This is a genomic window from Marinifaba aquimaris (assembly GCF_013328345.1).
In the GTDB taxonomy this organism is placed as follows: Bacteria; Pseudomonadota; Gammaproteobacteria; order Enterobacterales; family Alteromonadaceae; genus Marinifaba; species Marinifaba aquimaris.
In genome coordinates this window covers 1-22,020 of record NZ_JABULX010000021.1, presented here as the reverse complement: position 1 = coordinate 22,020, position 22,020 = coordinate 1, and the positions used below count along the sequence as shown (strand labels likewise).

The 22,020-nt window shown below is 40.4% G+C and carries 21 protein-coding genes and 1 other RNA gene; 7 read left to right on the top strand and 15 right to left on the bottom strand.

The window, feature by feature from the left end; translation table 11 throughout:
- Positions 1-39: 39 nt before the first annotated feature.
- The 3 genes from HR060_RS13135 to HR060_RS13125 form a co-directional block, all read right to left on the bottom strand.
- Positions 40-516: a DUF3016 domain-containing protein gene (locus HR060_RS13135; protein ID WP_174200756.1), complete on the bottom strand. Its 477-nt coding sequence runs from the start codon at positions 514-516 to the stop codon at positions 40-42.
- Between the two features lie 110 nt (positions 517-626).
- Entirely contained in the window at positions 627-1,355 is a 729-nt protein-coding gene (locus tag HR060_RS13130) for a glutathione peroxidase (protein ID WP_174200755.1), read from the bottom strand.
- A 110-nt stretch (positions 1,356-1,465) separates the two neighbouring features.
- A complete protein-coding gene (locus HR060_RS13125; RefSeq protein ID WP_174200754.1) occupies positions 1,466-1,894 on the bottom strand; it encodes an OsmC family protein in 429 nt (142 codons plus the stop codon).
- A 120-nt stretch (positions 1,895-2,014) separates the two neighbouring features.
- On the opposite strand from HR060_RS13125, the gene HR060_RS13120 reads away from it, so the two are divergent.
- From HR060_RS13120 to HR060_RS13110, 3 genes are all read left to right on the top strand, one after another.
- Complete coding sequence (locus tag HR060_RS13120; protein ID WP_174200753.1) at positions 2,015-3,250, top strand: cystathionine gamma-synthase family protein; 1,236 nt, start codon at positions 2,015-2,017, stop codon at positions 3,248-3,250.
- 71 nt (positions 3,251-3,321) lie between these two features.
- Positions 3,322-3,606 carry a late competence development ComFB family protein gene (locus HR060_RS13115; RefSeq protein WP_174200752.1) on the top strand — a complete coding sequence of 95 codons (285 nt, stop codon included), beginning with the start codon at positions 3,322-3,324 and terminating at the stop codon, positions 3,604-3,606.
- A gap of 73 nt (positions 3,607-3,679) precedes the next feature.
- Positions 3,680-3,847, top strand: a complete 168-nt coding sequence (locus HR060_RS13110) for a YbaM family protein (RefSeq protein WP_174200751.1) — start codon at positions 3,680-3,682, stop codon at positions 3,845-3,847.
- Here HR060_RS13110 and HR060_RS13105 read toward each other — a convergent pair.
- The 3 genes from HR060_RS13105 to ffs all read right to left on the bottom strand — a co-directional run bounded on the left by HR060_RS13105 (position 3,807) and on the right by ffs (position 5,739).
- Complete coding sequence (locus tag HR060_RS13105; RefSeq protein ID WP_174200750.1) at positions 3,807-4,538, bottom strand: hypothetical protein; 732 nt, start codon at positions 4,536-4,538, stop codon at positions 3,807-3,809. The two genes, HR060_RS13110 and HR060_RS13105, sit on opposite strands and share 41 nt — an antisense overlap.
- Before the next feature lie 93 nt (positions 4,539-4,631).
- On the bottom strand, positions 4,632-5,510 hold the full coding sequence (locus HR060_RS13100; protein WP_217434930.1) for a hypothetical protein: 879 nt from the start codon (positions 5,508-5,510) through the stop codon (positions 4,632-4,634).
- Positions 5,511-5,642: 132 nt separating this feature from the next.
- An RNA gene (gene ffs / locus HR060_RS13095) (signal recognition particle sRNA small type) lies at positions 5,643-5,739 on the bottom strand.
- Between the two features lie 170 nt (positions 5,740-5,909).
- Between ffs and aroA the strand changes: the two genes are divergently transcribed.
- Positions 5,910-7,199 (top strand): 3-phosphoshikimate 1-carboxyvinyltransferase, encoded by a 1,290-nt coding sequence (gene aroA, locus HR060_RS13090; RefSeq protein WP_174200749.1) that lies wholly within the window; start codon positions 5,910-5,912, stop codon positions 7,197-7,199.
- 79 nt (positions 7,200-7,278) lie between these two features.
- On the opposite strand, the gene HR060_RS13085 is transcribed toward aroA, so the two are convergent.
- Together HR060_RS13085 and der are read right to left on the bottom strand one after the other, a co-directional pair.
- A complete protein-coding gene (locus tag HR060_RS13085; protein WP_174200748.1) occupies positions 7,279-7,872 on the bottom strand; it encodes a YhgN family NAAT transporter in 594 nt (197 codons plus the stop codon).
- A gap of 190 nt (positions 7,873-8,062) precedes the next feature.
- A complete protein-coding gene (gene der, locus HR060_RS13080; protein WP_174200747.1) occupies positions 8,063-9,574 on the bottom strand; it encodes a ribosome biogenesis GTPase Der in 1,512 nt (503 codons plus the stop codon).
- A gap of 165 nt (positions 9,575-9,739) precedes the next feature.
- Between der and HR060_RS13075 the strand changes: the two genes are divergently transcribed.
- Positions 9,740-10,126, top strand: coding sequence for a DUF6170 family protein (locus HR060_RS13075; protein WP_174200746.1), 387 nt, complete (start codon positions 9,740-9,742; stop codon positions 10,124-10,126).
- A 12-nt stretch (positions 10,127-10,138) separates the two neighbouring features.
- Here the strand turns inward: HR060_RS13075 and HR060_RS13070 are convergent, their stop codons facing one another.
- The 6 genes from HR060_RS13070 to HR060_RS13045 all read right to left on the bottom strand — a co-directional run bounded on the left by HR060_RS13070 (position 10,139) and on the right by HR060_RS13045 (position 19,462).
- Complete coding sequence (locus HR060_RS13070) at positions 10,139-10,744, bottom strand: LysE family translocator (protein ID WP_174200745.1); 606 nt, start codon at positions 10,742-10,744, stop codon at positions 10,139-10,141.
- A gap of 30 nt (positions 10,745-10,774) precedes the next feature.
- Entirely contained in the window at positions 10,775-11,098 is a 324-nt protein-coding gene (locus tag HR060_RS13065) for a DUF3392 domain-containing protein (RefSeq protein WP_174200744.1), read from the bottom strand.
- The gene (gene murI, locus HR060_RS13060; protein ID WP_174200743.1) at positions 11,099-11,911 is read right to left on the bottom strand and encodes a glutamate racemase; all 813 of its coding nucleotides are present in this window, start codon (positions 11,909-11,911) and stop codon (positions 11,099-11,101) included.
- A gap of 11 nt (positions 11,912-11,922) precedes the next feature.
- Positions 11,923-13,959 carry an NAD-dependent DNA ligase LigA gene (gene ligA / locus HR060_RS13055; RefSeq protein ID WP_174200742.1) on the bottom strand — a complete coding sequence of 679 codons (2,037 nt, stop codon included), beginning with the start codon at positions 13,957-13,959 and terminating at the stop codon, positions 11,923-11,925.
- Between the two features lie 135 nt (positions 13,960-14,094).
- The gene (locus HR060_RS13050; RefSeq protein ID WP_174200741.1) at positions 14,095-16,698 is read right to left on the bottom strand and encodes a TonB-dependent receptor domain-containing protein; all 2,604 of its coding nucleotides are present in this window, start codon (positions 16,696-16,698) and stop codon (positions 14,095-14,097) included.
- Positions 16,699-16,783: 85 nt separating this feature from the next.
- Positions 16,784-19,462, bottom strand: coding sequence for a hypothetical protein (locus HR060_RS13045; protein ID WP_174200740.1), 2,679 nt, complete (start codon positions 19,460-19,462; stop codon positions 16,784-16,786).
- Between the two features lie 623 nt (positions 19,463-20,085).
- Here HR060_RS13045 and HR060_RS13040 point away from each other — a divergent pair.
- Positions 20,086-21,318: a GGDEF domain-containing protein gene (locus HR060_RS13040; protein WP_174200739.1), complete on the top strand. Its 1,233-nt coding sequence runs from the start codon at positions 20,086-20,088 to the stop codon at positions 21,316-21,318.
- 105 nt (positions 21,319-21,423) lie between these two features.
- Positions 21,424-21,759, top strand: coding sequence for a PBPRA1643 family SWIM/SEC-C metal-binding motif protein (locus tag HR060_RS13035; protein ID WP_174200738.1), 336 nt, complete (start codon positions 21,424-21,426; stop codon positions 21,757-21,759).
- A 52-nt stretch (positions 21,760-21,811) separates the two neighbouring features.
- Here HR060_RS13035 and HR060_RS13030 read toward each other — a convergent pair.
- On the bottom strand, positions 21,812-22,020 hold a 209-nt coding region (locus HR060_RS13030; RefSeq protein WP_174198497.1), incomplete at its 5' end, for an integrase core domain-containing protein.

Sequence of the window (22,020 nt, the reverse complement as noted above, 5' to 3'; positions counted from 1 at the left end):
AAATGGGCCATAAGGCCCACATTTTTTTGTGTTTTATATTTAAGCAAACGTTTGTCTAAACCACTTTTGTATCAATTCTTTTTCATAGTAAAGCGTCTCATTGCCAGCCGTTCGCGTGGGGCTAAAACCCCTATCGTCTAATTCAACATTGCCCTGCTTGATAATTTTATCAGCCTCAACAAGTTGGTAATTCAGTGTGATTTGAGCAGGTTTATGATCGACAACTACCCTAACTCGCTCAGGCATTAACCTTGGATCAACCCAACCGGCTAAATTCACATCTGTAATGTTGACTACTAAAGTTTGTTCACTGGGTAATTGTTCAGTGAGATAGATTATCTCTTCGCTGAGTTCTTTAATAATAAAGTTATTATAACTTTCTTGGGGTGTAATCCCTGTGCGTTTGACATCGCTGTAATGCTCTACATTCTGCCAATTAATCTCAAACTGCCCTGCTAAAGCGGTATTAGCAAAGCTAATTAATACAGTAATCAAAGTAAGATGCATAAGCTTCATAATAGTACTCTCCAGTTATTCACTTTACGAATACCTATTCAGACTGTGAAGGCAAAAAAAGTGCGCATCAAAGGCGCACTTTTACTTTTCTTTACTTTATTGCGCTGAGCTTACGCAAAGTGAGCCTCTAGGTCGTCACTTCCACCAATGTGCTGGCCATCAATAAATACTTGAGGCACAGTATCACGACCAGATAAAGCCCTTAAACCAGAGATAGAGATTTGGTCGACTAGCGTTAACTCTTCATAGGCATAACCTTTTTCTGCTAGTAGCGCTTTTGCTTTAGCACAGAAAGGACAATCAGGTTTAGTAATAATAGTTACTTCAGCTTTGTTAACAGCTTCTGGAGCGAAGTGAGCTAGCATGGTATCTGCGTCTGAAACTTCGAACGGGTCGCCTTCAACGTCTGGCTCGATGAACATTTTTTCAATCACGCCATCTTTCACTAACATAGAATAGCGCCAGCTGCGTTTTCCAAAACCTATATTAGTTTTATCAACTAACATGCCGATTTTTTCACTGAACTCGCCATTACCATCAGGTAAAAACGTAATGTTCTGTGCATTTTGATCAGCTGCCCAAGCATTCATCACAAATGTATCGTTAACAGATAAACAAATAATGTCATCCACACCATTAGCTTTAAAAACGCCCGATAACTCGTTATAACGCGGTAAATGTGTAGACGAACAAGTTGGCGTAAATGCGCCTGGTAAGGCAAATAAAACCACCGTCTTACCTTTAAATAATTGTTCGCTATTCCATGTTTGCCATTCGTCATTTACTCGTACAGGGAAATCAACGTTTGGTACAGTTTGTCCTTCTTTATTCTCTAACATAATCACATTCTCTTAAATTAAAGTTGTTACTGATTTGATGTGCTTAGTCTAAGCCAGCGATGGCGAAGATAAAAATGATTAAAACAGATAATTACAAACGATTTTTTAGATTACCCTTCCACAATTTCAAAATCATGGGTGATCTCAACCTTACCCGCCTCTAACATTTTAGACACAGAGCAATATTTATCAGCCGATAAACTGACTGCTCTTTCAACGGCTTTTTCGGGAATATCCTTACCTGTGATAACAAAGTGTAGATGGATATGCGTAAAAACAGCAGGTACTGATTCCGCTCGCACTGTTTTAACCAGAACTTCACATCCACTGACGGCCAGTTTCTTCTTTTCTAAAATAGAAACAACATCGACAGAGGAACATCCTCCTAACCCCAGCGCCACAACTTCCATTGGGCTTGCCGCTTGCCTTGGACCATCGGCGGCTCCACGGCCATCCAATAAAACCTCATGGCCACTGTCGGATGTAGCTAAAAATTGACGCTCTTTTTGCCATGTTACTTTGTGGTTCTGGATTGACATAAAATCACCTTAATAAGACTATAACTCGAAAATATTCACATATACTGAAAGTGAAGCAATAGACATCCAATCTAATCGCTCAGTTCCATTAACTTTTTTGATTGTATACAAGAGACTTTGATGAAAGCAAAAGGCTTTACCACTCGCATCGTTCATTCAGACCGCCAACAACAGCCAGAAGCGGGAGCGGTTCACCAACCCTTACACAACTCAGTGCTATTTGAATACCCAGATGTTCAAGGCTTGATTGATGTTTTCCAAGGCAAATCAGCCAATCATGCTTATGCCCGTTCATCAACCCCCAGTGTCGTTGCACTGCAAAATATGATTTGTGATATGGAAGGTGGCGTGAGTGCCTGTGTTTTTACCACGGGTATGTCAGCAATATCAACATGCTTGCTAAGCCTATTAAAAGCCGGTGATCATATTATTGTTAGCCACTATTTGTTTGGCAACACCAATAGCTTTATGCAACAGCTAGAACAATATGGAATAGATGTTGATTTTGTCGATGTGACCGATGCCGCTAATGTTCAGGAAAAAGTCAAAGCCAATACCCGAATTGTTTTTACTGAAACTATTGCCAACCCCGTCACTCAAGTGGCTGATATTGAGGGTATAAACCAAATCTGCAAGCAAAATAAAATTCTATTTATTGCCGATACAACAATGACCCCCGCTTATTTATTTGATGCTAAATCATATGGCGTCGATTTAATTGTCGGCTCTTTGACAAAGTACTTTGGAGGGCATGGCAATGCACTTGGTGGCTGGGTTACAGATACTGGTAATTTTGATTGGCAAGATTACCCGAACATTGCAGATTGTTATAAAAAAGCCGACACGAATTTGTGGGGTATCACCCAAATAAAGAAAAAAGGTCTTCGCGATATGGGTGGCAGTATTGCTTCTGAAGCTTGTCACTTATTGTCAGTCGGTGCGGAAACACTTGCATTACGCTTAGACAAAATCTGTGCAAATGCACTTAACCTTGCTGCATTTTTCAGAAGCCACCCTAAAGTTGCCAAAGTGTATTATCCGGGACTACCTTCTCACCCTCAGCACCAAAGAGCAGCTGATTACTTCAAATACTTTGGTGGGTTAATGAGTATTGATTTAGTTGAAGGTACAGACTGCATTCAATTTTTAAATGACTTACAACTTGTGATTAATTCGACTCATTTAGGCGATAATCGCACTTTGGCTATACCAGTAGCACCTACCATCTACTACGAGATGGGATTAGCTAGACGACAAGAAATGGGCATCAGTGAAAATATGATCAGGCTGTCGATTGGCATTGAAGACTTGGACGATCTTATCGCTGATTTCGAGCAAGCTTTAGCTAAAGTGTAAATATCCGCTTGGCAAATCAATCGATTGCAGCTAAGTTTGCATTAAGCAAGAAACAAATTAGGCAGGCTTACATGAAGTTAGACGACGACATCCATAATTATTATGAGAAGTTAGTAGTAGATAAATTAACCGACTCAGGATTAGCAGATTCAAAAGGCTCTGATTTTCTGGCTGACTTGAGTTGTTTAGTGCTGAATCAACTTCCACCTAAGTATATTCGTTATGAAGTGGATATGGCGTTTTACTTGCCGCAAGCAGAAAGATTGCAAATGGAAATGAACGTTAATACTGCGATAAAAAGTGCGCTTAGATTTTTAAAAGAAAAAGAAGACTCAGAAGACGCTGCTGAAAAATAGCCTTCGATGCAACTGTCAAAGGCAGTTGCATCCCTCTCCTTTGCGATAGAAAAACATCAAAATAGATCACCTAATGTCTCTAGAAACCGCCCCGTACCACGTCAAATTAGCAGTAGATTTAATTCAACTGCTCGAAGAAAACCAAGTACCAACAGATGAAGCGTTAAAAGCCTTAGCCATTGTCACTCAAGACTTTGAACTTAAGCAGGCTCAGCTATCTCAGGAGAGTCAATCAAAGTAGGCTCTAACCTAAAGTCTCGCTCTTCTTTAGCAAATAGCTTGGACATCATTCGCATTTCGCGTTCAACAATATCTAAAATCATCGAACCTCCCGCCTTAGTCACATGGCCTTTAATAATTGGTCTAACTAAAAAGTCAGTATCTTCTAGCTGCTCCATAACATGCTGTAGCTGGTGCCAGAAAATATCGCCCATTGCAGCACTGAGCAATTTCGCTAACCCTAGTTCTCGAAACTCGGGCACAACATAGTTGTGAAGAAATTCAAGTCGCAAAGCAAATTCGTTTTCGTTATTTACCTGCTCTTTAACTTGCCAATCTTTCAGTAACTCAATGTCCATTGCACCAAACGCAATTGGGTAAGTTGGGTCAGCGGTTGAGAATAAACACAGGCGATAAAATTGCTTATGGCCATCAGGTGTTGATTCAGCCCTATCACTGAACTTTAAATGCGCCACATTTATATGTTCATTTTCAAATGTATCAGCAGCAAACGCGGAATCGAGGATAAATTTAGGATTGTTATGTAAAAATAGTGGGGGAAATTGACTGATCCGCGCCCAGTTTGGATGGCTAGATAAGATAATGTCTAAATCCATTACATCATAGACATTGACTAAAGAATCAGCTTGCGGAAATCGTCCTTGCGCCGCGGATAAACCCAGCGAGTCATACAAAGGTAATTTGGCGTCCATATCTCACCTCATATACACATCAAAAGATAGTAAAGAGTATTAGTGGCGAATGACTAATTTACCAATCTGGTTTTGTAAATAATTAATATCGGGTTACTGGACAGGATTTAGAATCTTATATTTATTGCGGTCAATGAAAAAGCCAGCTTCTTTATAAGCGCGGGCTATTTTCTTTTGCTCACGCAATATTTTTAGGCCTTTTTGTAACGCCGAAAAAGCTTCAGAGCCTAATGGGTGGGCACGGCTGATGACAAAGTGTCGACTGTCGTTCAAAACCACAGCAACGTTTTCAACCGGTTTTAACGTTATATTCTCAAGGCGGTAAATTTTGTCCTCAGAGCGATAAAAAGGCATTAACATGAAGTCGACCCACATTTTATCCACCATCCTAGCCATACCTAACCAACGGTCTTCCCTGATGAGCTCTTTTAATGGCAAAGAAGACAGTGTTGCCCAGTCAGTTTTCCACTTAGGTGTGGATACAGCTGTAAACTGATTTAAGTCTTCCAAATAAAGGATATTAAATACCGATTCATTTTTTGGGTTAGCGTAAATACCAGCAACATATTCACCTTTTCGGATCACAGGCTCACTGACAAATATTGCATAATCGATAGCTTTGGCGTCTTCTAACCAATAAGTATCAAAACTTATTAACAAACTGCCTTGTTCAAGCAGTTTTGCATTTCGATAATTAGAGCGGCCCGGGAAGTAATTAAACTTAGATTGAAACCCACCTAAAGCAAGTGCTTGTTGGGCGATGATCATATCGACAACATCACGGCGAATTCTAACCCCCTCAAAGCTGTCTATCGATAAAACATCTCGGTCGTTTAAAAACACTAGATAATCAGTATAAACATCATCACGCAATGAAATATCGACATATTTTTCTACAGCTTCAGCATTAGCATTACTGGTAAATAATGCTAATTGGATAAAACATAAAAAAATGAAAACGGTATGATGCATAGATAAACTCAACAACTTTAGCAATCTAAACTATATAGAAGATAGTCAAAATATAATAGCAAATTGATTATAAACACTATTTATTGACGGTATTTGGTAAATTCTAGATGATTTAGTAAGAAGAGGTGGCGACCTTACCAGCCAATCCTCGGCACATGAGTCACACGCTGTGGCTGCTCCCTTCCGGGCCTGACCAGGTTCACGAGCTATCATTGCGAGGCAACCGATAAAGTCACCATAATGCGAAAGCGGGCGCATTATCCATAAAGCAGCCCCTTTAATCAAGCCCCATTGACGTTAATTTTACAAGTTAGTCAATAACGCTATAAAGTTAGCCGCCATTTTGCTCACTTTTGTGATAATCTTCGTCACACAAATAAGATCAATAACGAAATAATAATGGAAAGCTTAACGATTCAACCTATCTCACATGTCTCTGGTGAGGTAACCATTCCTGGTTCTAAAAGTTTATCAAACCGTATTTTATTATTAGCCGCAATGGCACAAGGCGAAACGCAAGTTACTAACCTACTCGATAGTGACGATATCCGTCACATGCTAACTGCCCTTTCTAAGCTTGGCGTCAATTACGCACTTTCAGACGACAAAAGCGAATGTAAAGTAACAGGTTTAGCTGGCCCACTTTCTATCTCGGGTAGTGAAGAATTATTCTTAGGTAATGCTGGTACAGCGATGCGTCCACTTTGTGCGGCACTTTGTTTAGGTCAAGGCGAGTTCACGTTAACGGGTGAGCCAAGAATGTTTGAACGTCCGATTGGCCACTTAGTTGATGCTTTACGCCAAGTGGGTGCGGATATTGATTATTTAAAAGATACAGACTTTCCACCATTAAAAATAAACGCAACAGGCCTTAAAGGTGGCAGAGTTGAGATAAAAGGCAGTATTTCTAGCCAGTTTTTAACTGCATTGTTAATGGCAGCTCCATTAGCTCAAGGCGATATGGAAATTGTGCTAATCGACGAGCTAGTATCTAAACCTTACATTGAAATTACGCTACACCTAATGAAACTATTTGGTGTTGAAGTTGAAAATGACAACTTTGAAGTATTCCGTGTAAAAGGCAATCAAACTTACCAGTCTCCAGGCCGAGTTTTAGTTGAAGGTGATGCATCATCCGCTTCGTACTTCTTGGCAGCCGCTGCAATCAAAGGCGGCACAATCAAAGTAAACGGTGTAGGTACAAAGAGCGTTCAAGGTGATGCTCGTTTTGCTGAAGTACTTGAGATGATGGGTGCTAAAGTCATCTGGCAAGATGAATACATTGAAGTGACAGGCACTGGTGAACTTAACGCAGTTGATGTCGACTTAAACCACATCCCAGATGCGGCAATGACTATTGCAACAACAGCTTTATTTGCCAAAGGGACAACAGCAATTCGCAATATTTACAACTGGCGTGTTAAAGAAACGGACCGTTTAAATGCTATGGCCACTGAATTGAGAAAAGTGGGTGCGACAGTTGAAGAAGGTGAAGATTACATCGTTGTTGAGCCACCAGCACAGTTGACACACGCTGCAATCGATACCTATGACGATCACCGTATCGCCATGTGTTTCTCATTAGCAGCAATGGGGAACACCGCAATGACAATCAACGACCCTAAGTGTACAGCCAAAACATTCCCAACGTACTTCGACTTATTTGAGTCAGTGGTACAAAGAAGCTAATTATTAGCTTAATGTAAACTTTATAATGAAAAGCCCAGCAACCGCTGGGCTTTTTGTTTATCTAACAAGTGATTTAACGTTAAGTAGCGAAGAAGTTTTTCACGCCATCCATTAACATTTGTACCGCGATCATTATTAAGATCATCCCCATTAAACGTTCAGTAGCGGCCGTGCCTTTATCACCCAGTACGCGTTGTAAAAACGGTGCTGCCATTAAAATAATGGACGAAGCTAACCAAGCAATAAACAAGGCAATGCCCCAATCCAACACGCGATCAGGTTGTTGGTTGGTTAACAATATTACAGAAGCTAAAATTGAAGGCCCTGCAATCATAGGCACAGCTAACGGCACGATAAAAGGCTCTTCACCTTTTTTCAGGCCCGTTATAGACCCGCCATGGCGCGATGGGAATATCATTCGAAGGGCGATAATAAATAAAATAATACCGCCCGATACGCCAACGGTTTCTTGTTTTAAATGAAGAAAATCAAGAATATTTTGGCCCCAGAGTAAAAACGCCATCATTAAAAGTAACGAGATCAATAACTCGCGAATTAAGATCTTATAGCGACGTCTTTCTTCTATGTCTTTTAAACATGAAATAACAATGGGGATGTTGCCAAGCGGGTCCATGATCAAAAAGAAGATCAATGCCGCAGATAAAATTTCCATACTGACTCCTGCGAATAGCCTGAATAAAACTCGGCCAAAAATAAGGCTGGCTATTAGAGAGTATGGAAGTTTTTTTGTAAATTGCTCGCTCAGATATAAGGCAATTTAAAAAGTGTAAAATAGGCCACTAATGTAAACAAAAAGCCCCACTTTATGCGGGGCTTTTTATTTTAAATTCGATTAACAGGAGCTATCTCAAACGCTTGTTATGTTTTAGCTTAAACTCAGTAAGGCGCTGACGATGTTTTGCTTGTTGCTGTGCAGGCGTTAAATCTTTGGCAAACGGGTTATCTGTTGTCTTGAATTCAACTTTAATCGGCGTCCCCATCATTTCTAATGTGCGGCGATAATAGTTAATTAAATAACGCTTATATGAATCAGGCAACTCACCCACTAACGTACCGTGAATGATAATTCTAGGTGGGTTATGACCACCTGCGTGCGCGTATTTTAGTTTCACACGACGACCACGAACCATAGGCGGCTGGTGATCTTCTTGTGCCATTTTCATAATACGGGTACAAAGTGAAGTCGTTAGCTTTTTCGTTGCCGATAAATAAGCTTCTTGAATAGACTCATATAAGTGCCCAACGCCTGTACCATGTAAAGCAGAAATAAAGTGCAAACGAGCAAAATCAATAAAGCCCATACGGCGGTCAATATCAGATTTAATTTGTTCTTTAACGTGCTCTTGTAAACCGTCCCATTTATTAACAGCAATAACGATCGAACGACCAGCGTTAAGGGCAAAACCGATCAAGCTTAAATCTTGATCACTGACGCTATCGCGCGCATCAATCACCACTAAAACGACATTTGAATCTTCAATGGCTTTTAGCGTTTTAATAACGGAAAACTTCTCGACCGTTTCGTTTACTTTTTTGCGTTTACGTACACCTGCTGTATCTATCAGTACGTACTTTTGCTCTTCACGCTCCATTGGAATATAGATACTATCGCGAGTCGTACCAGGCATATCGTAAACAATCACTCGCTCTTCACCTAGCATGCGGTTAGTAAGTGTAGACTTACCTACATTAGGTCGACCGATGATAGCTAACTTAATTGGCTTATCTGTAAACTCTTCTGCCAGTTCAGTTTCACTTTCATCTTCTAAAACTTCACCGCGCTCAGCCGCTTCTAGAGCCAGTACTTCACGATCGAAATCATCAAGCTCTTCCTCTTCAGGCACTAGCATGTCGGGAAATTGTTCTTGTAATGGAAGCAGTAACTTTTCCAGTAATTGAGTCACACCACGCCCATGAGATGCTGCGATTTGATAACAATCACCCAAGGCTAAACTGTAGAATTCAGCTGAATGACTATCTGCATCGATACCATCTGTCTTATTAACAACAAGGTGAACTTCTTTGTCTAACTTTCTAAATTCATTTGCTAAGATTTCATCTGCTGATGTGACGCCAGCTCTTGCATCAACAAGGAAAAGTACAACATCGGCTTCCTCAATCGCTTGTAACGATTGCTCAGCCATTTCAGCATCAATACCTTGCTCATCACCTGTAATACCACCAGTATCAATAACAATAAATTGATAGCCTTGGTATTGAGCTTGACCGTATTTACGATCACGTGTCAGTCCAGGGAAATCTGCAACTAAGGCATCGCGAGTTTTGGTTAAGCGATTAAATAAAGTCGACTTACCCACATTAGGACGACCAACTAAAGCAATAACGGGTAACATGAAAACCTCTTAACTGAAAAAACAAAAGCCCTGAACTAACTATAGGCAATAAAAATGGCGCCAGATTATAGCACTAAGTTAAGCCTAGTCCTAAATTTTCCTATTTTTTGTTATCTGAGCGTTGAAAGAATATAATAGCGGCTCACTGATTTTAAGAGAGAAGTTATGGCCATTTATTTCAAATCATCCTTGATCCCTTGTTTAAAAAACTACCGTTTTAATCAAAGAGCTCAAATTCTTGCGATCGCTATGGCTGAACTACCCGTTCCGAAAAAAATGATGTTAAACATCTTAAAATTAGCACTTTTGTCTATTTTATTTATTTGGTTAGCGAGAAGCTTTGGCTCATCAGAATTCATCATGCCATTACTGGGTATTGTGCTTGGCTACCCACTTGTCATCCATCCTATTATGTATAAAACCATAGAGCCGCTGCTCCCCAACGCGATAGAGAAGTTTGAAAAAGAGCAAGCAAGAATCAAAAAAGCAAAGGGAGATGCTCAAAAAGAAGATGAAGAAGACGAAAAGGAAGATGAAGAAAAGGCGCAATAAGCGCCTTTTTTGTTAAAACAGGTGTGTGATTGAAGGGATAATAGATAACACTAACAATGAAGCCATCACTCGATTAAATATCACCTGATGATGAGCTTGTTTTAAAACCTTTTGTAGTGCCTGACCGAACACTAACCAGATAGAGCAAGATAAGAGCGTAAAAACCGCAAATATTGCTGTTAGCTTAAGTACTTGAGGTAACATCGCCTGTTCAGCTTGAGTAAAAACAGCAATCGCACTCATCCCCATGATCCAAGCCTTGCCATTCAAAAGCTGAAAACCAGCTGCTTGTATAAATGTAAGAGGTTGACGCTGTTTGCCTTTGAGTTCTGTTGGGTCTGAAGTGGCAATCAAATAAGCAAGATACAGTAAATACACCAAACCCAAAGCTGTGATCAGGGTATGAAGAAATGGCCAGGTCTCAAATAGCTGCCCTGCCCCTAGCCCCATAGCAATAAATAAACAAGGAAAACCAATACTGATGCCCAATAAGTGATTTAAACTGGCTTTAACACCGTGGTTTAACCCCGATGTCATGATCATAATATTGTTTGGGCCTGGCGTAATAGAAGCAGAAGCAATAAAAACCACCGCAGATAAAAACAATTCCCAGCTCATTTCTTATCCCATATCATTATAAAAGACGACTTACATATAACGTCTTCGTTCAGCGAGCAAACCTAATGTCGTGAAAATACCCATTAATGCGACAAACAAATATTGATTACCAATTTGGCTAAGTAGTTGGGTGGTAAAAGGTGTTAAAAAGATAATGGCGGCACCGTAGCCGAATGCACAAATCCAAATAAACAAAAAAGCACGAACAATAAAAGGCAAATTTTTTAACATTTGGCGTATGTGTTTATTGATCACATCACCGTAAATGACCATAAGTGTAGCCACAACAGCCAAAGCAACTTCATCTAGGTAAGGACGAGTAAACTGACTTAGCTTTATTAAAAATGCCTGCATTTAAACCTCAATCTTATCTACTGACACATTTTTATTAAACAAAGAAAGAATACTTTGTTTTAACGCACCAGCAACGCCTGTGGTTAGATAACACGTCTCCCCTTCAAATTCATCGGAGTTTAATAAGGTTTTATCGTTCAAAATATGTTTAAGGTGTTTAACCACAGCACCAGCGGGTTCAATAACCGTTAACGATTGCTGGCTCAACGTTGGCCAAATAGCCTCTATAACAGGCAAAACAAAAGGGTAGTGAGTACAAGCTAGTACTAAAGTATCCGTGCCAGTTACAACAAGCTCATTTAGATATTCGGTGACTAACTGCTCAAGTGAAATGGAAGCGATATCACCTTTTTCAATTTCAGATGCCAGCCCATGACAAGCCTGAATATGTACTTTGGTTTGTGGGCAGTAATGAGTATCAACTAAATCTTTAAGCCTTTGGCTAGTTGCTGTTTTTGCAGTTGCCCAAACAGTAACTACTTTAGTATTTTTGTCTAAAATGGCAGGTTTAACGGCAGGCTCAATACCCACAAAAGGGATATTTGGAAACTCTACTCGTAATAAATTAATGACATTGACTGTGGCCGTATTACAGGCAACAAGAATGACTTTTGCGCCTTGTTCAATTAAATATTGGGTTAGAGCAAAAGCACGCGCTTCAATAACCTCAGCGGTTTTATCGCCATAGGGCGCATAAGCAGTATCGGCAATATAAATGAGATGTTCGGACGGTAGCTTAGCCTGAACTTCTCTAAGTAAAGACAAGCCACCTATTCCAGAGTCAAATATACCTATCGGCAGTTGATTACCCATTTGACGAGCGTTTATACACCTTGTTCGGTAAAGAACTTCAGCATATCTTCCTCGGTCCATACTTGTACACCGAGATCTTGCGCTTTAGTTAATTTTGAACCCGCTTTTTCACCCGCAACTAAACAATGCGTTTTAGCAGAAACACTGCCAGCGACTTTTGCACCTAAAGCTTGTAATTTTGCTTTTGCATCATTGCGTCCCATTGACGATAACGTACCAGTCAAAACAAATGTTTGCCCAGCGAGTACTAAATCGCCTTCATCTTTAACTTCGATATCAGCCCAAGATAAACCCAGTTCAAGCAACTCATTAACAACGGTTTGATTATGTGGTTCTTTGAAAAAGGCAAGGATGTGCTTTGCCACTATTTGACCGATATCAGATACAGCAAGTAAGGCCTCTTCATTGGCAGCTTGTATATTTTCGAGTGTTAAAAAATGATTAGCGAGGTTTTGCGCCGTTGCTTCCCCAACTTCACGGATACCTAAAGAATAGACAAATTTAGCTAGGCTAGTTGCTTTAGCTTTGTCGAGGTTTTTAATCAATTTAGCTGCAGACTTTTGTCCCATTCGCTCCATACATGCGACATCAAATTCGTGTAAGCGAAATAAGTCAGCAGGCGTTTTCACCATTTCTTTATCAACGAGAGCTTCAATTAGTTTGTCACCTAAGCCATCAACATTTAGCGCTTTTCGCGATACAAAGTGTTTCAGTGATTCTTTTAATTGAGCCTGGCAATAAAGGCCTGCGCTACATCGTGTGACGGCTTCATCTGCCACGCGTTCAACATCTGAGTCACAAACTGGACACTGTGTTGGGAAGGTAATGGCTTTAGCATCTTCTGGGCGGCGCTCAAGTACAACCGAGGCGATTTGTGGTATCACATCACCTGCTCGTCGAATAACAACGCTATCGCCAATTTTAATGCCCAAACGCGCTATCTCATCAGCATTGTGTAAAGTAGCATTAGATACGGTAACACCACCGACAAATACTGGCTCAAGGCGGGCTACGGGAGTGATTGCACCTGTTCGTCCAACCTGAAATTCAACATCAAGTAAGGTGGTAATTTCTTCTTGAGCAGGAAACTTATGTGATGTGGCCCAGCGCGGTGCTCGGGCAACAAAGCCAAGTTGTTCCTGTAATGCAATGTTATCGACTTTGTAAACGACACCGTCAATTTCATAAGGTAGTGCATCTCGCTTACTACCAATTAAACCGTAGTAAAGTGCACATTCAACGGCGCTAATGGCTTGTTTAACTTCAGGGCTAACAGGTAAACCAAGCGTTTTTAATTGCTGCATTCGCTGATAATGGCTATCGGCAAGTAAATTGGTATCGCCTTCAATATAACCTACTGAGTAGGCGTAAAAGCTAAGCGGTCTTGTCGCAGTAATTTTTGAATCTAGCTGGCGAAGGCTGCCAGCAGCGGCATTTCTCGGGTTAGCAAACGTTTTTTCCCTTTTGGCTTTTTGTGTTTCGTTTAATTTGTCAAAACCCGCTTTTGGCATAAAAACTTCGCCGCGAACTTCCAATACCGTAGGGAAATCAACGCCCACTTCGCCGCGAAGTGAAAGTGGAATACTGCGAATCGTTTTAACATTTTCAGTAATATTCTCGCCAATACGACCATCACCGCGCGTAGCACCGCGAATTAATTTACCATCTCGATATAACAAGGACACCGCCAAACCATCAAGTTTGGGTTCACAGCAAAAGGTGATCGCTGCGTTATCTTTTAACCTATCGTGGATACGTTTTTCAAAGGCTTGTAAGTCATCATCGCTAAAAGCATTATCAAGCGACAACATAGGTAGTTCGTGTTCAATTTGCTCAAATGCATCTAATGCGGCGCCACCGACTTTTTGGCTGGGTGAGTCAACCTGCAAATATTCAGGGTGCTTGGCTTCAAGTTCTTTCAACTCAATCATCAACCTGTCGTACTCTGCATCTGGTACCGTTGGTTGATCAAGTACATAGTACTGATGGTTATAGTCGTTGAGTGTTTGAATTAATGTTTGAATTCGACTCTGTATTGCGTCTGACATAACAGCCTTAAATTAACCTTGTTTCTTATTATATTATTCCAGTGCCTTTGCCATTTGTCATTATTATGAGTGTTTCAAAACGCAAAAAGCCCCGCAAAATGCGGGGCTTTTGAATAAACCTAGGAAAAAGTTAGATTAGAAGTCCCAAGAGAAACCTAAACTAAACTCTGTACCCTTTGTTTTTTCTTCGGCTGTTTGTCCCATACGAGTGAATTCTTGGCTCTCATCTAAGATATTTTTGATCTTGAAGTTAACCTTAGTTTCAAACGTTGGGTAATACGTGTAAACCAAGTCTAAAGAGTGAATTGGCTCTTCTTCTAAGTCAGGCATGTTATCGATACCTGCACTCATCACACGCTCACCAAATACGTTGTATACAACAGATGCTGAGTGCTCACCATTCACTGAGTCATAACCCAGCTGCATGTTAATTACATATTCTGAATGACCTGTCATGCGACGAGATTTGTTTGTCACATAAGCATTGTCATCAGATGTAATAGGTAATAATGCTTGGTTAGCAAGGCTGTAATAGTAGTAAGTATCTGGGATAGTGATTTCAGAATCACTTAATGTCACGTTACCTGATAAGAAGAACTGAGACATAAAGTCACCCATGAAGCTTAAGTCTTTTAAGAACTCAACTTCCACACCATATACTTCACCCGATTTAGCGTTAATGAAAGTGACGTTACTCTCATCGGCACCTGGTAATTGCACGTTTTCAATTGGGTTATCTAAATCTTTGTAGAATAACGCAACCGATAAGTTATCACCGTTATCAGCATAGTTTTCCCAACGTAAATCGAAGTTTTGGATCTCTGTCACTTCTAGTGATGGGTTACCAAAAATTGGATTATCCGTTAATGGGTCTAGATAACGAACCGGTGAAAGCTCTTTTAAATCAGGACGAACAATTGTTTTACCGTAACCTAAACGCACTTGGTTTTCTTGGTCAAGAATATAAGTGAATGATAAAGCCGGTAACCATACGTCTTCTACTACAGGCGTTGGGTCTAATGGTGTTTTACGGTTATCTTCAAAACCTACAGGTACAATAGCTTGACGCCAATCTTCGTAACGAACACCACCACTGATGCGGTACTCACCTTTGTACAACACATCAAACTGGCCGTAACCTGCATCGATTTTACGTGCAGCTACGTAGTCATCAACACGAAGTAACTGTTGGAAACGCGTATCGTCAGATGTTAACACTTCAGGTGTTAATACTTCATCGATTGGGTTCGTTAAGTAATCGCCATTTTTGAATAAGTATTGGAAGAAATAAGCACGTGATTCACGCCAGCTATCAGAGTGATCGCCACCTACTTTTAATTCGATTTCATAATCGTTGGTATAAATAGGTAATGATGCATTCCACTGGAATGTCTCCGCTTCATCTTCAAGATTAGAGAAGAAACGCGTCAGTGCAGGAGTCACTGATTGGTCAGCTAATGCTAATTGACCGCCTTGCTCACCGCCGCGCGGTAAGTAAACAATGCCACGCTCATCTGGAGCGCTACGCTCAGCTTTTGAATCACTGAATTGCCAATCAACTCCAATATTCCACCACTCAGGGAAGTTGTGCATACCGCGAATTTGGTGCGTAACTAATTCTCGCTCTTCAAACAATAACGTGTATTCATCTGAATACGAGTCAAAGTCGAAGCTTTCACCTGAAGAACGCTCTACTTTATCGCGCTCGTTGTTTAAGTAGATACTGGTTGTTTCAAAACGGTGGTTTGAGTTGAACTCATAACCTAAGTTTAAAATACCGCTGGTATCAATGTTGTTCTCAGTGCTTAAAATTGAACGGTCTTCAATCGCATTAATGCCATCTGTAGCCGTATCGTAACGCACTTTACGTTTTTCAGAATTATCCCAGCTATCTTCGTAATCAACCGCAAAAGAGAAACCAAATACTTGGTCATTGTCGATATCAAAACGGTTAGCTACTGAGAAGCCCACGCCATAGTCAGGGTCGATGCTATCTTCTTGCACTTGGTTAGAATTAGTGAAAGATAAAGCGCTCTCATCAACAATGCGTTGTGCTTCTTCTGGGTTGTTTAGCTTGATAGATAAAATCTGTTCGTTGATAACGCCATAGTTAATGGCGTTACGACGAGTTGACTCTGATAAATCTTTACCCGCACCCGAAATCGTTAAGCCATCATCACTGTTTTCAGTGTTGTAACCTAACTTGCCTGAAACGTTTAACACAAACTCATCAGGAATAGATTTAGTACGAATATCAATCGCACCACCACCAAACTCACCTGCCATGCTAGGTGAATAAGCTTTTTGTACCGATAAGTTCTCGATGATGCCCGCAGGGAACATATCTAATGGTACAACTTTACGCGTAGGATCCGGTGACGGTACGTTTGCACCGTTTAATGTCGTTGATGAATAACGCTCACCTAAACCACGCACATAAATAAATTTACCATCAACAAGTGTTAAACCGGTAACACGTTTTAATGCTGATGCCGCGTCGCTATCACCTGTACGTGAAATTTGCTCTGCGCCAAGTAAGTCTGCTACGAAAGCTTGCTGTTTACGCTCTTCTAATACAGCGCCAGCACTACCTTTTAAACGAGAAGCGGTTGCAACAACCTCTTCCATTTGAATTTCTTCAGATTCGTTAGCAAAAGCTTGAGAAGGGATTACTGAGCAAGACAGTGCAGCTAAGATACAAGTACTTAATCTTGATCTTGTAAGAATAGAGTTTTTCATTTTTCTGCCTCAAAAAAAGATTGAATCGTCAGCCAAAAAAGAAGGCGCTTTGAGCGCCTTCTGATTCAGTTAGAAGGCCGTTTTATTAAAGACCTGCAGTCCAACCTTTCCACCACTCGTCGCTTGCATCTCTAACACCACCGATGTAATCAGTTGCGTCGAAGAATGCATCAACAGTGCTCATATCAGTTGCTGTAACTGTACCTGTTGAAGCAGGAACGAATGTCGCTTCATCAACCATGATGCCTGAAACTTGTTCGTTGTTACCTGGCATGTTGAACCAAGCTTCTACTTCACCTTCACCAGCGAATGGCTTAACACAATCGATAGCTGAAGTTTGTAGAGATAAAGAACCGTCTAATGCGTATGACTTAGCGTCTGCATCATCGATATCTAAACAAGAGTTTTCAGACTTAGCATCGAATACGAAGTTATAGAAGTGACCTTGTGAACCTTTACGGATATCCATACCGTTAGATTTAGCCGCTACTGCGCTACCGATGTAAGTTACGTTAGCAATTGTAGGCATTGAGTTTGGTGTAGAGTCAGCAGAACCTGAACCGTCACCTTCAAATGCGTGGTCGCCGCCCACATCGTTTTGCTTGATTAATACGTGTTGTACTTTACCTGTCCAACCTTGAGTCCAGTCTAAGCTGTCGTCTTGGTTGCCCGTTAATACTAAGTGTTTAACGTTTACTGAACCGCCGAAGAACTCAACACCGTCATCAGAGTTGTTGTGAACTTGGATGTAATCAACTTCTGTAGCAGAACCTACAGATTGGAAAGCGATACCGTTTAATTCGTTTTCACCGTCAACTTTAAAGCCAGCGAATTTAACTTGTAAGTACTTTAATGCACCAGAGTTGTCATCAGCGATGTCACCACCGTAAGTACCTGTATTTGCTTCACCAGGAACGTTAGCACCTTTAGAATTTGGCGCTTGACCGTTAATGATTAAACCACCCCATAAACCTGAATCATCAGCAGCTACTGTACCGATAACATCAGAGTAAGAAGTCATCACAACTGGCGCTTGAGCTGTACCTACAGCGTTGATTTGTGAACCACGGCTAACCACTAAGTAATCAGCACCTGATTGACCAAATACTGTTACACCTGGCTCGATATTTAAAACACCCGCATCAGCAGATGTGTAACCTTCAGTTGCAGTGTCGTCACCAACAAATACTGCACCAGATAACTGGTAGTGTGCGCCAGGTGATAATGTTACTTCACCTTTAACTGTACCTGAGATAGCACACGTTAATGTTGAACCATCTACAGAAGCGACTTCAACTGTACCTGAAGGACACTGTGAAACTGTGTTATGGATGCCGTAAGTCCAACCTAATGTCCAGTCATTCTCACCATCAAAAGCACCAACGTAGTTAACTTCGTCGAAGAATGAATCAACTTCGTTTGCTACGTTTAAGCCCGTACCTAATAAAGGTGAACTTGGAGCAGGCATGTAGTTAACTAACTGAGCAGCACCTGTGCGGTTCATATCTGTATCAGTACCTTCAAACCAAGTTTGGATAGCTGTTGCGTCAAAACCGTCTGCTTTAGCTTCTGCGTAGTTGTTAGCACACTCTAGGAAAGAGTATTGAATATCTAATGAACCATCTGCTGCATAACCTAATGCATCAGCGTCATCAATATCTAAACAAGCGTTGTCGTTAGTTGCTTTGAAAGCGAAGTTATAGAAAGCACCTTGAGAACCTTTACGGATATCCATACCGTTAGATTTCTCGCCCGTACCGCCTAAGAAAGTGATGTTAGCAATTTGTGGCATAGAGTTAGGTGTTGAATCAGCTGAACCTGAACCGTCACCTTCAAAACCGTGGTCGCCACCTTCGTTGTTTTGCTTGATGTAAACGTGTTGTACTTTACCTGTCCAACCTTGAGTCCAGTCCATGCTGTCATCTTGGTTGCCCGTTAACACTACGTATTTAGCGTTAACTGTACCACCGAAGAACTCAACACCATCATCAGAGTTGTTGTGAACTTGGATGTATTCAACTGTTGTTGCTGAACCTACAGATTGGAAAGCGATACCGTTTAATTCGTTTTCACCGTCTACTTTGAAACCTGCGAAACGAACTTGAACATAACGTAATGTACCAGAGTTATCATCTGCAATGTCACCACCGTATGTACCCGTGTTTGCTTCACCAGGTACGTTGTCACCTTTTGAGTTTGGTGCGCGACCATTGATAACTAAACCACCCCATAAACCTGAGTCTGCTGGGTCAACTGTACCTTCAGCGTCTTGGAATGATGTGAATACGATTGGGTCAGCAGCAGTACCTGCAGCTTCGATACGAGAGCCACGAGAAACAACTAAAACGTCAGCACCTGATTTACCGATAACCGTTGTACCAGCTTGAATTGATAATACAGAAGTACCTTCAGTCACTGTACCTTCAGCAGAATCTTGACCGATAAATACAGCACCGTTTAATGCCCATACTACGTCATTGTGGAAGTAAATTTCTTCAGTGATTGTACCTTCAACTGTGTAAACTTCTTTACCTAAACGATCAGATAAAGCAGCGTCACGTGTTGCTAAACCTTTAGTGATTGGTGATTCAGCAGGGTATTCAACAACTGGGTCAGTTGGTTCAGTAGGCTCTGATGGCTCTGGGTTTTTAACTACGATGTTTTCCGCATCTTCTGTTGCGTCAATTTTGATGTCACCACCACAACCAGCTAATACAAGTGCAGCTGTGATTGCTGACAATTTAAATAAATCTTTAAGTTGCATTTTTGCTTCCCCAAGGAATTGTTTTTGATTTAATTAGAATTGCGGCAAAGATTACGGGGGCAAAATGACAAAAAAGTTACACTTTTGAGTTAATAAAATGACAATTTGAAATATAACAAAGAAATAAAAACAGATTAAAAACCATCACGATAAACAGCCAAACCCCATAACATATAAGTTTCAAAGCAATTTACCTACGGCCAAAACTCAGTTAATTGACTAAAACTCATTTCAAGTGGATTGACATGTTTTTGCCGAAAAACTGCAACAGTCATTTAAAAGTATGAATAAATATTAACCAACAAAAACACGTTTAAATTCACATTGATGATGGAAAATACGTCATCAGCAGAAAAAATTAAGTGCTGAATTTTTATTAAACTTGAATAACATGACAGGCTTATTAATCGCAGAAAGTAATAAATATTGAGAAATGAAATTACTGAAACAATTTTTAATAATAAAGGAGCAAGTAGAAACGCTACAGAAACATTAAAAGTATTTTTTTGTGGGAAAATATAGCCAATTTAATTACTTGGTTTATCGCTGTGCTCAATTTAAAGACGCTGTTTAGCTCGTTAATTATAATTACATTGAGTTTAATTACTTGGCATCACTTTGGTATGACCAAAACATTTGTTTTAGACGACGATACCTTAATTGATAGTCAAATCGTGTCAGATCAGGTCCACGGTGGCAAAAGTCTTGTTAGCCACACCAAAGATGACGACTCCTATATTTTGCATTGCACAATCGAAAAAAGCTATCGCTGGCCTTTTTGTGAAGTTAGTTTTCAAATAGCACAAGACAAAGGCATCGATTTTTCTGAGTTCAGCCACATTGAATTATCCATTTTATCTTTTGGCGAAGGCCCGCAAAAAGTACGTTTTTATCTGCGCCATGCTGATGATGCTTATACAGATAAAGCCAAAATGGAGACCTATAAAATTAATGAAATACAATTTGATACCAACAAACATCAAGCGCCACTGAAAATACCACTGAATACCTTTGTTGTGCCCTCTTGGTGGCTGCATGAAAGATCACTTTCCCCTTTTGATGCGGCAACCGAATTAAGCAATGTCTATTATATAGAAGTGTCAACTGGCGACTTTAGAGAAGCAGGAAAGCACACCATATACATCGACGATATCCGTTTACACGGAAAGTGGATAAGCAAAGAGCTTTTGTTGATGTTAATTTTAGTGCTTTGGATAGCGTTTGGTTTTGCCTTTTTAGGACAAAGTTATTACCAAACTACGCTAGAAGCCAAAAAACAGCGCAAGCTCAAAGATGAATTAGAAAAAATTAATCAGGCATTGGAGATTGAAAAACAAGAACTGGCAGACATCAGTACCAAAGACTCACTTACAGATGTTTATAACAGACACGGTCTTAGTCAATATTTACCGGCCCTCTCTCGCGGTGTAAAAGAGCTAGGGGAATCAACGAGTGTGGTTTTTCTCGATATTGATCACTTTAAAAGTGTCAATGATGAAAACGGCCATGATGTGGGTGATCTGGTACTACAAGGTTTTGCCAACTTGATTAAAGCAAATAAACGCGACACAGATATTTTAGTTCGTTGGGGAGGAGAAGAGTTTGTGCTTTTTTGTCCTGTCACTACAGAAGCAGATGGCGTGTTATTTGCTGAAAAACTAAGACAGATAATAGCAAATGGTGTTTGGCCTGAGAATTTAATGCTTACTAGTTCTTTTGGTGTAGCCCAGATGCAACCACATGAGGAAATAGCCGATCTCCTTAAACACGCAGATGAGGCCCTCTATACAGCAAAACGCACGGGAAGAAATAAAGTCATCGCTTACTCAAAGGTTGTTAATAAACAAGCAAGCTAGCTGTAGTCTGTGGTTATCATTTGTTTTTCATCTTAAATAGCTGGATAATGCGCCCGAAATTGGGATAGTTAATATCCTTTGCTGTTTTTCTGCTCAGAGGCCATTATGTCAAAGTTTTTTTATAAAGGTCGTATTACTAAAAAAGGTCAATACGGTACGTCAGGTTATAACCCTAAAAATGTGGTTAAACTTGGCACTAAGCTCAAACCATTGACTTTGTTGGTCAACTCACAGGAACGTAAGTTAGAAATTCAAGCAATGCTAAGCGAGCACGAACTCGTTGCAGATATTCAAATCGATAGCGAAAAACCAGAAGATATTGTTGAGCTTGAAGCAGTATTAAATAAGCCTAAATCAGAAACGGTCTCTAGTACCCCAAAGCGCAATGCCCCCTGCTCTTGTGGCAGTGGCAAAAAATACAAAAAGTGCTGTGGCGCATAAACCAACATTTACCCCATATGACCCATCCTAGTATGGGTTGACACTTTTTTGATTAAAACGCCTGATGAATTTCATCGGGCGTTTTGTATTTTAAGGCCGAATGTGGCCTTTGTTGATTATATAAATCGACTGATTGTTTTACCATTTCCCTTGCCTCATTTAGGTTATTTGGTTTCATTAACACGTATTCGTTTTTAAGAATACCGTTTACTCTCTCAGCCAGTGCATTTTGATAGCAGTCATAACCATCTGTCATTGAAC

Coding starts and splice junctions, on each gene's coding strand:
- HR060_RS13135 (WP_174200756.1), bottom strand. CDS start 516: ATGAAGCTTATGCATCTTACTTTGATTACTGTATTAATTAGCTTTGCT.
- HR060_RS13130 (WP_174200755.1), bottom strand. CDS start 1,355: ATGTTAGAGAATAAAGAAGGACAAACTGTACCAAACGTTGATTTCCCT.
- HR060_RS13125 (WP_174200754.1), bottom strand. CDS start 1,894: ATGTCAATCCAGAACCACAAAGTAACATGGCAAAAAGAGCGTCAATTT.
- HR060_RS13120 (WP_174200753.1), top strand. CDS start 2,015: ATGAAAGCAAAAGGCTTTACCACTCGCATCGTTCATTCAGACCGCCAA.
- HR060_RS13115 (WP_174200752.1), top strand. CDS start 3,322: ATGAAGTTAGACGACGACATCCATAATTATTATGAGAAGTTAGTAGTA.
- HR060_RS13110 (WP_174200751.1), top strand. CDS start 3,680: ATGTCTCTAGAAACCGCCCCGTACCACGTCAAATTAGCAGTAGATTTA.
- HR060_RS13105 (WP_174200750.1), bottom strand. CDS start 4,538: ATGGACGCCAAATTACCTTTGTATGACTCGCTGGGTTTATCCGCGGCG.
- HR060_RS13100 (WP_217434930.1), bottom strand. CDS start 5,510: ATGCATCATACCGTTTTCATTTTTTTATGTTTTATCCAATTAGCATTA.
- aroA (WP_174200749.1), top strand. CDS start 5,910: ATGGAAAGCTTAACGATTCAACCTATCTCACATGTCTCTGGTGAGGTA.
- HR060_RS13085 (WP_174200748.1), bottom strand. CDS start 7,872: ATGGAAATTTTATCTGCGGCATTGATCTTCTTTTTGATCATGGACCCG.
- der (WP_174200747.1), bottom strand. CDS start 9,574: ATGTTACCCGTTATTGCTTTAGTTGGTCGTCCTAATGTGGGTAAGTCG.
- HR060_RS13075 (WP_174200746.1), top strand. CDS start 9,740: ATGGCCATTTATTTCAAATCATCCTTGATCCCTTGTTTAAAAAACTAC.
- HR060_RS13070 (WP_174200745.1), bottom strand. CDS start 10,744: ATGAGCTGGGAATTGTTTTTATCTGCGGTGGTTTTTATTGCTTCTGCT.
- HR060_RS13065 (WP_174200744.1), bottom strand. CDS start 11,098: ATGCAGGCATTTTTAATAAAGCTAAGTCAGTTTACTCGTCCTTACCTA.
- murI (WP_174200743.1), bottom strand. CDS start 11,911: ATGGGTAATCAACTGCCGATAGGTATATTTGACTCTGGAATAGGTGGC.
- ligA (WP_174200742.1), bottom strand. CDS start 13,959: ATGTCAGACGCAATACAGAGTCGAATTCAAACATTAATTCAAACACTC.
- HR060_RS13050 (WP_174200741.1), bottom strand. CDS start 16,698: ATGAAAAACTCTATTCTTACAAGATCAAGATTAAGTACTTGTATCTTA.
- HR060_RS13045 (WP_174200740.1), bottom strand. CDS start 19,462: ATGCAACTTAAAGATTTATTTAAATTGTCAGCAATCACAGCTGCACTT.
- HR060_RS13040 (WP_174200739.1), top strand. CDS start 20,086: ATGACCAAAACATTTGTTTTAGACGACGATACCTTAATTGATAGTCAA.
- HR060_RS13035 (WP_174200738.1), top strand. CDS start 21,424: ATGTCAAAGTTTTTTTATAAAGGTCGTATTACTAAAAAAGGTCAATAC.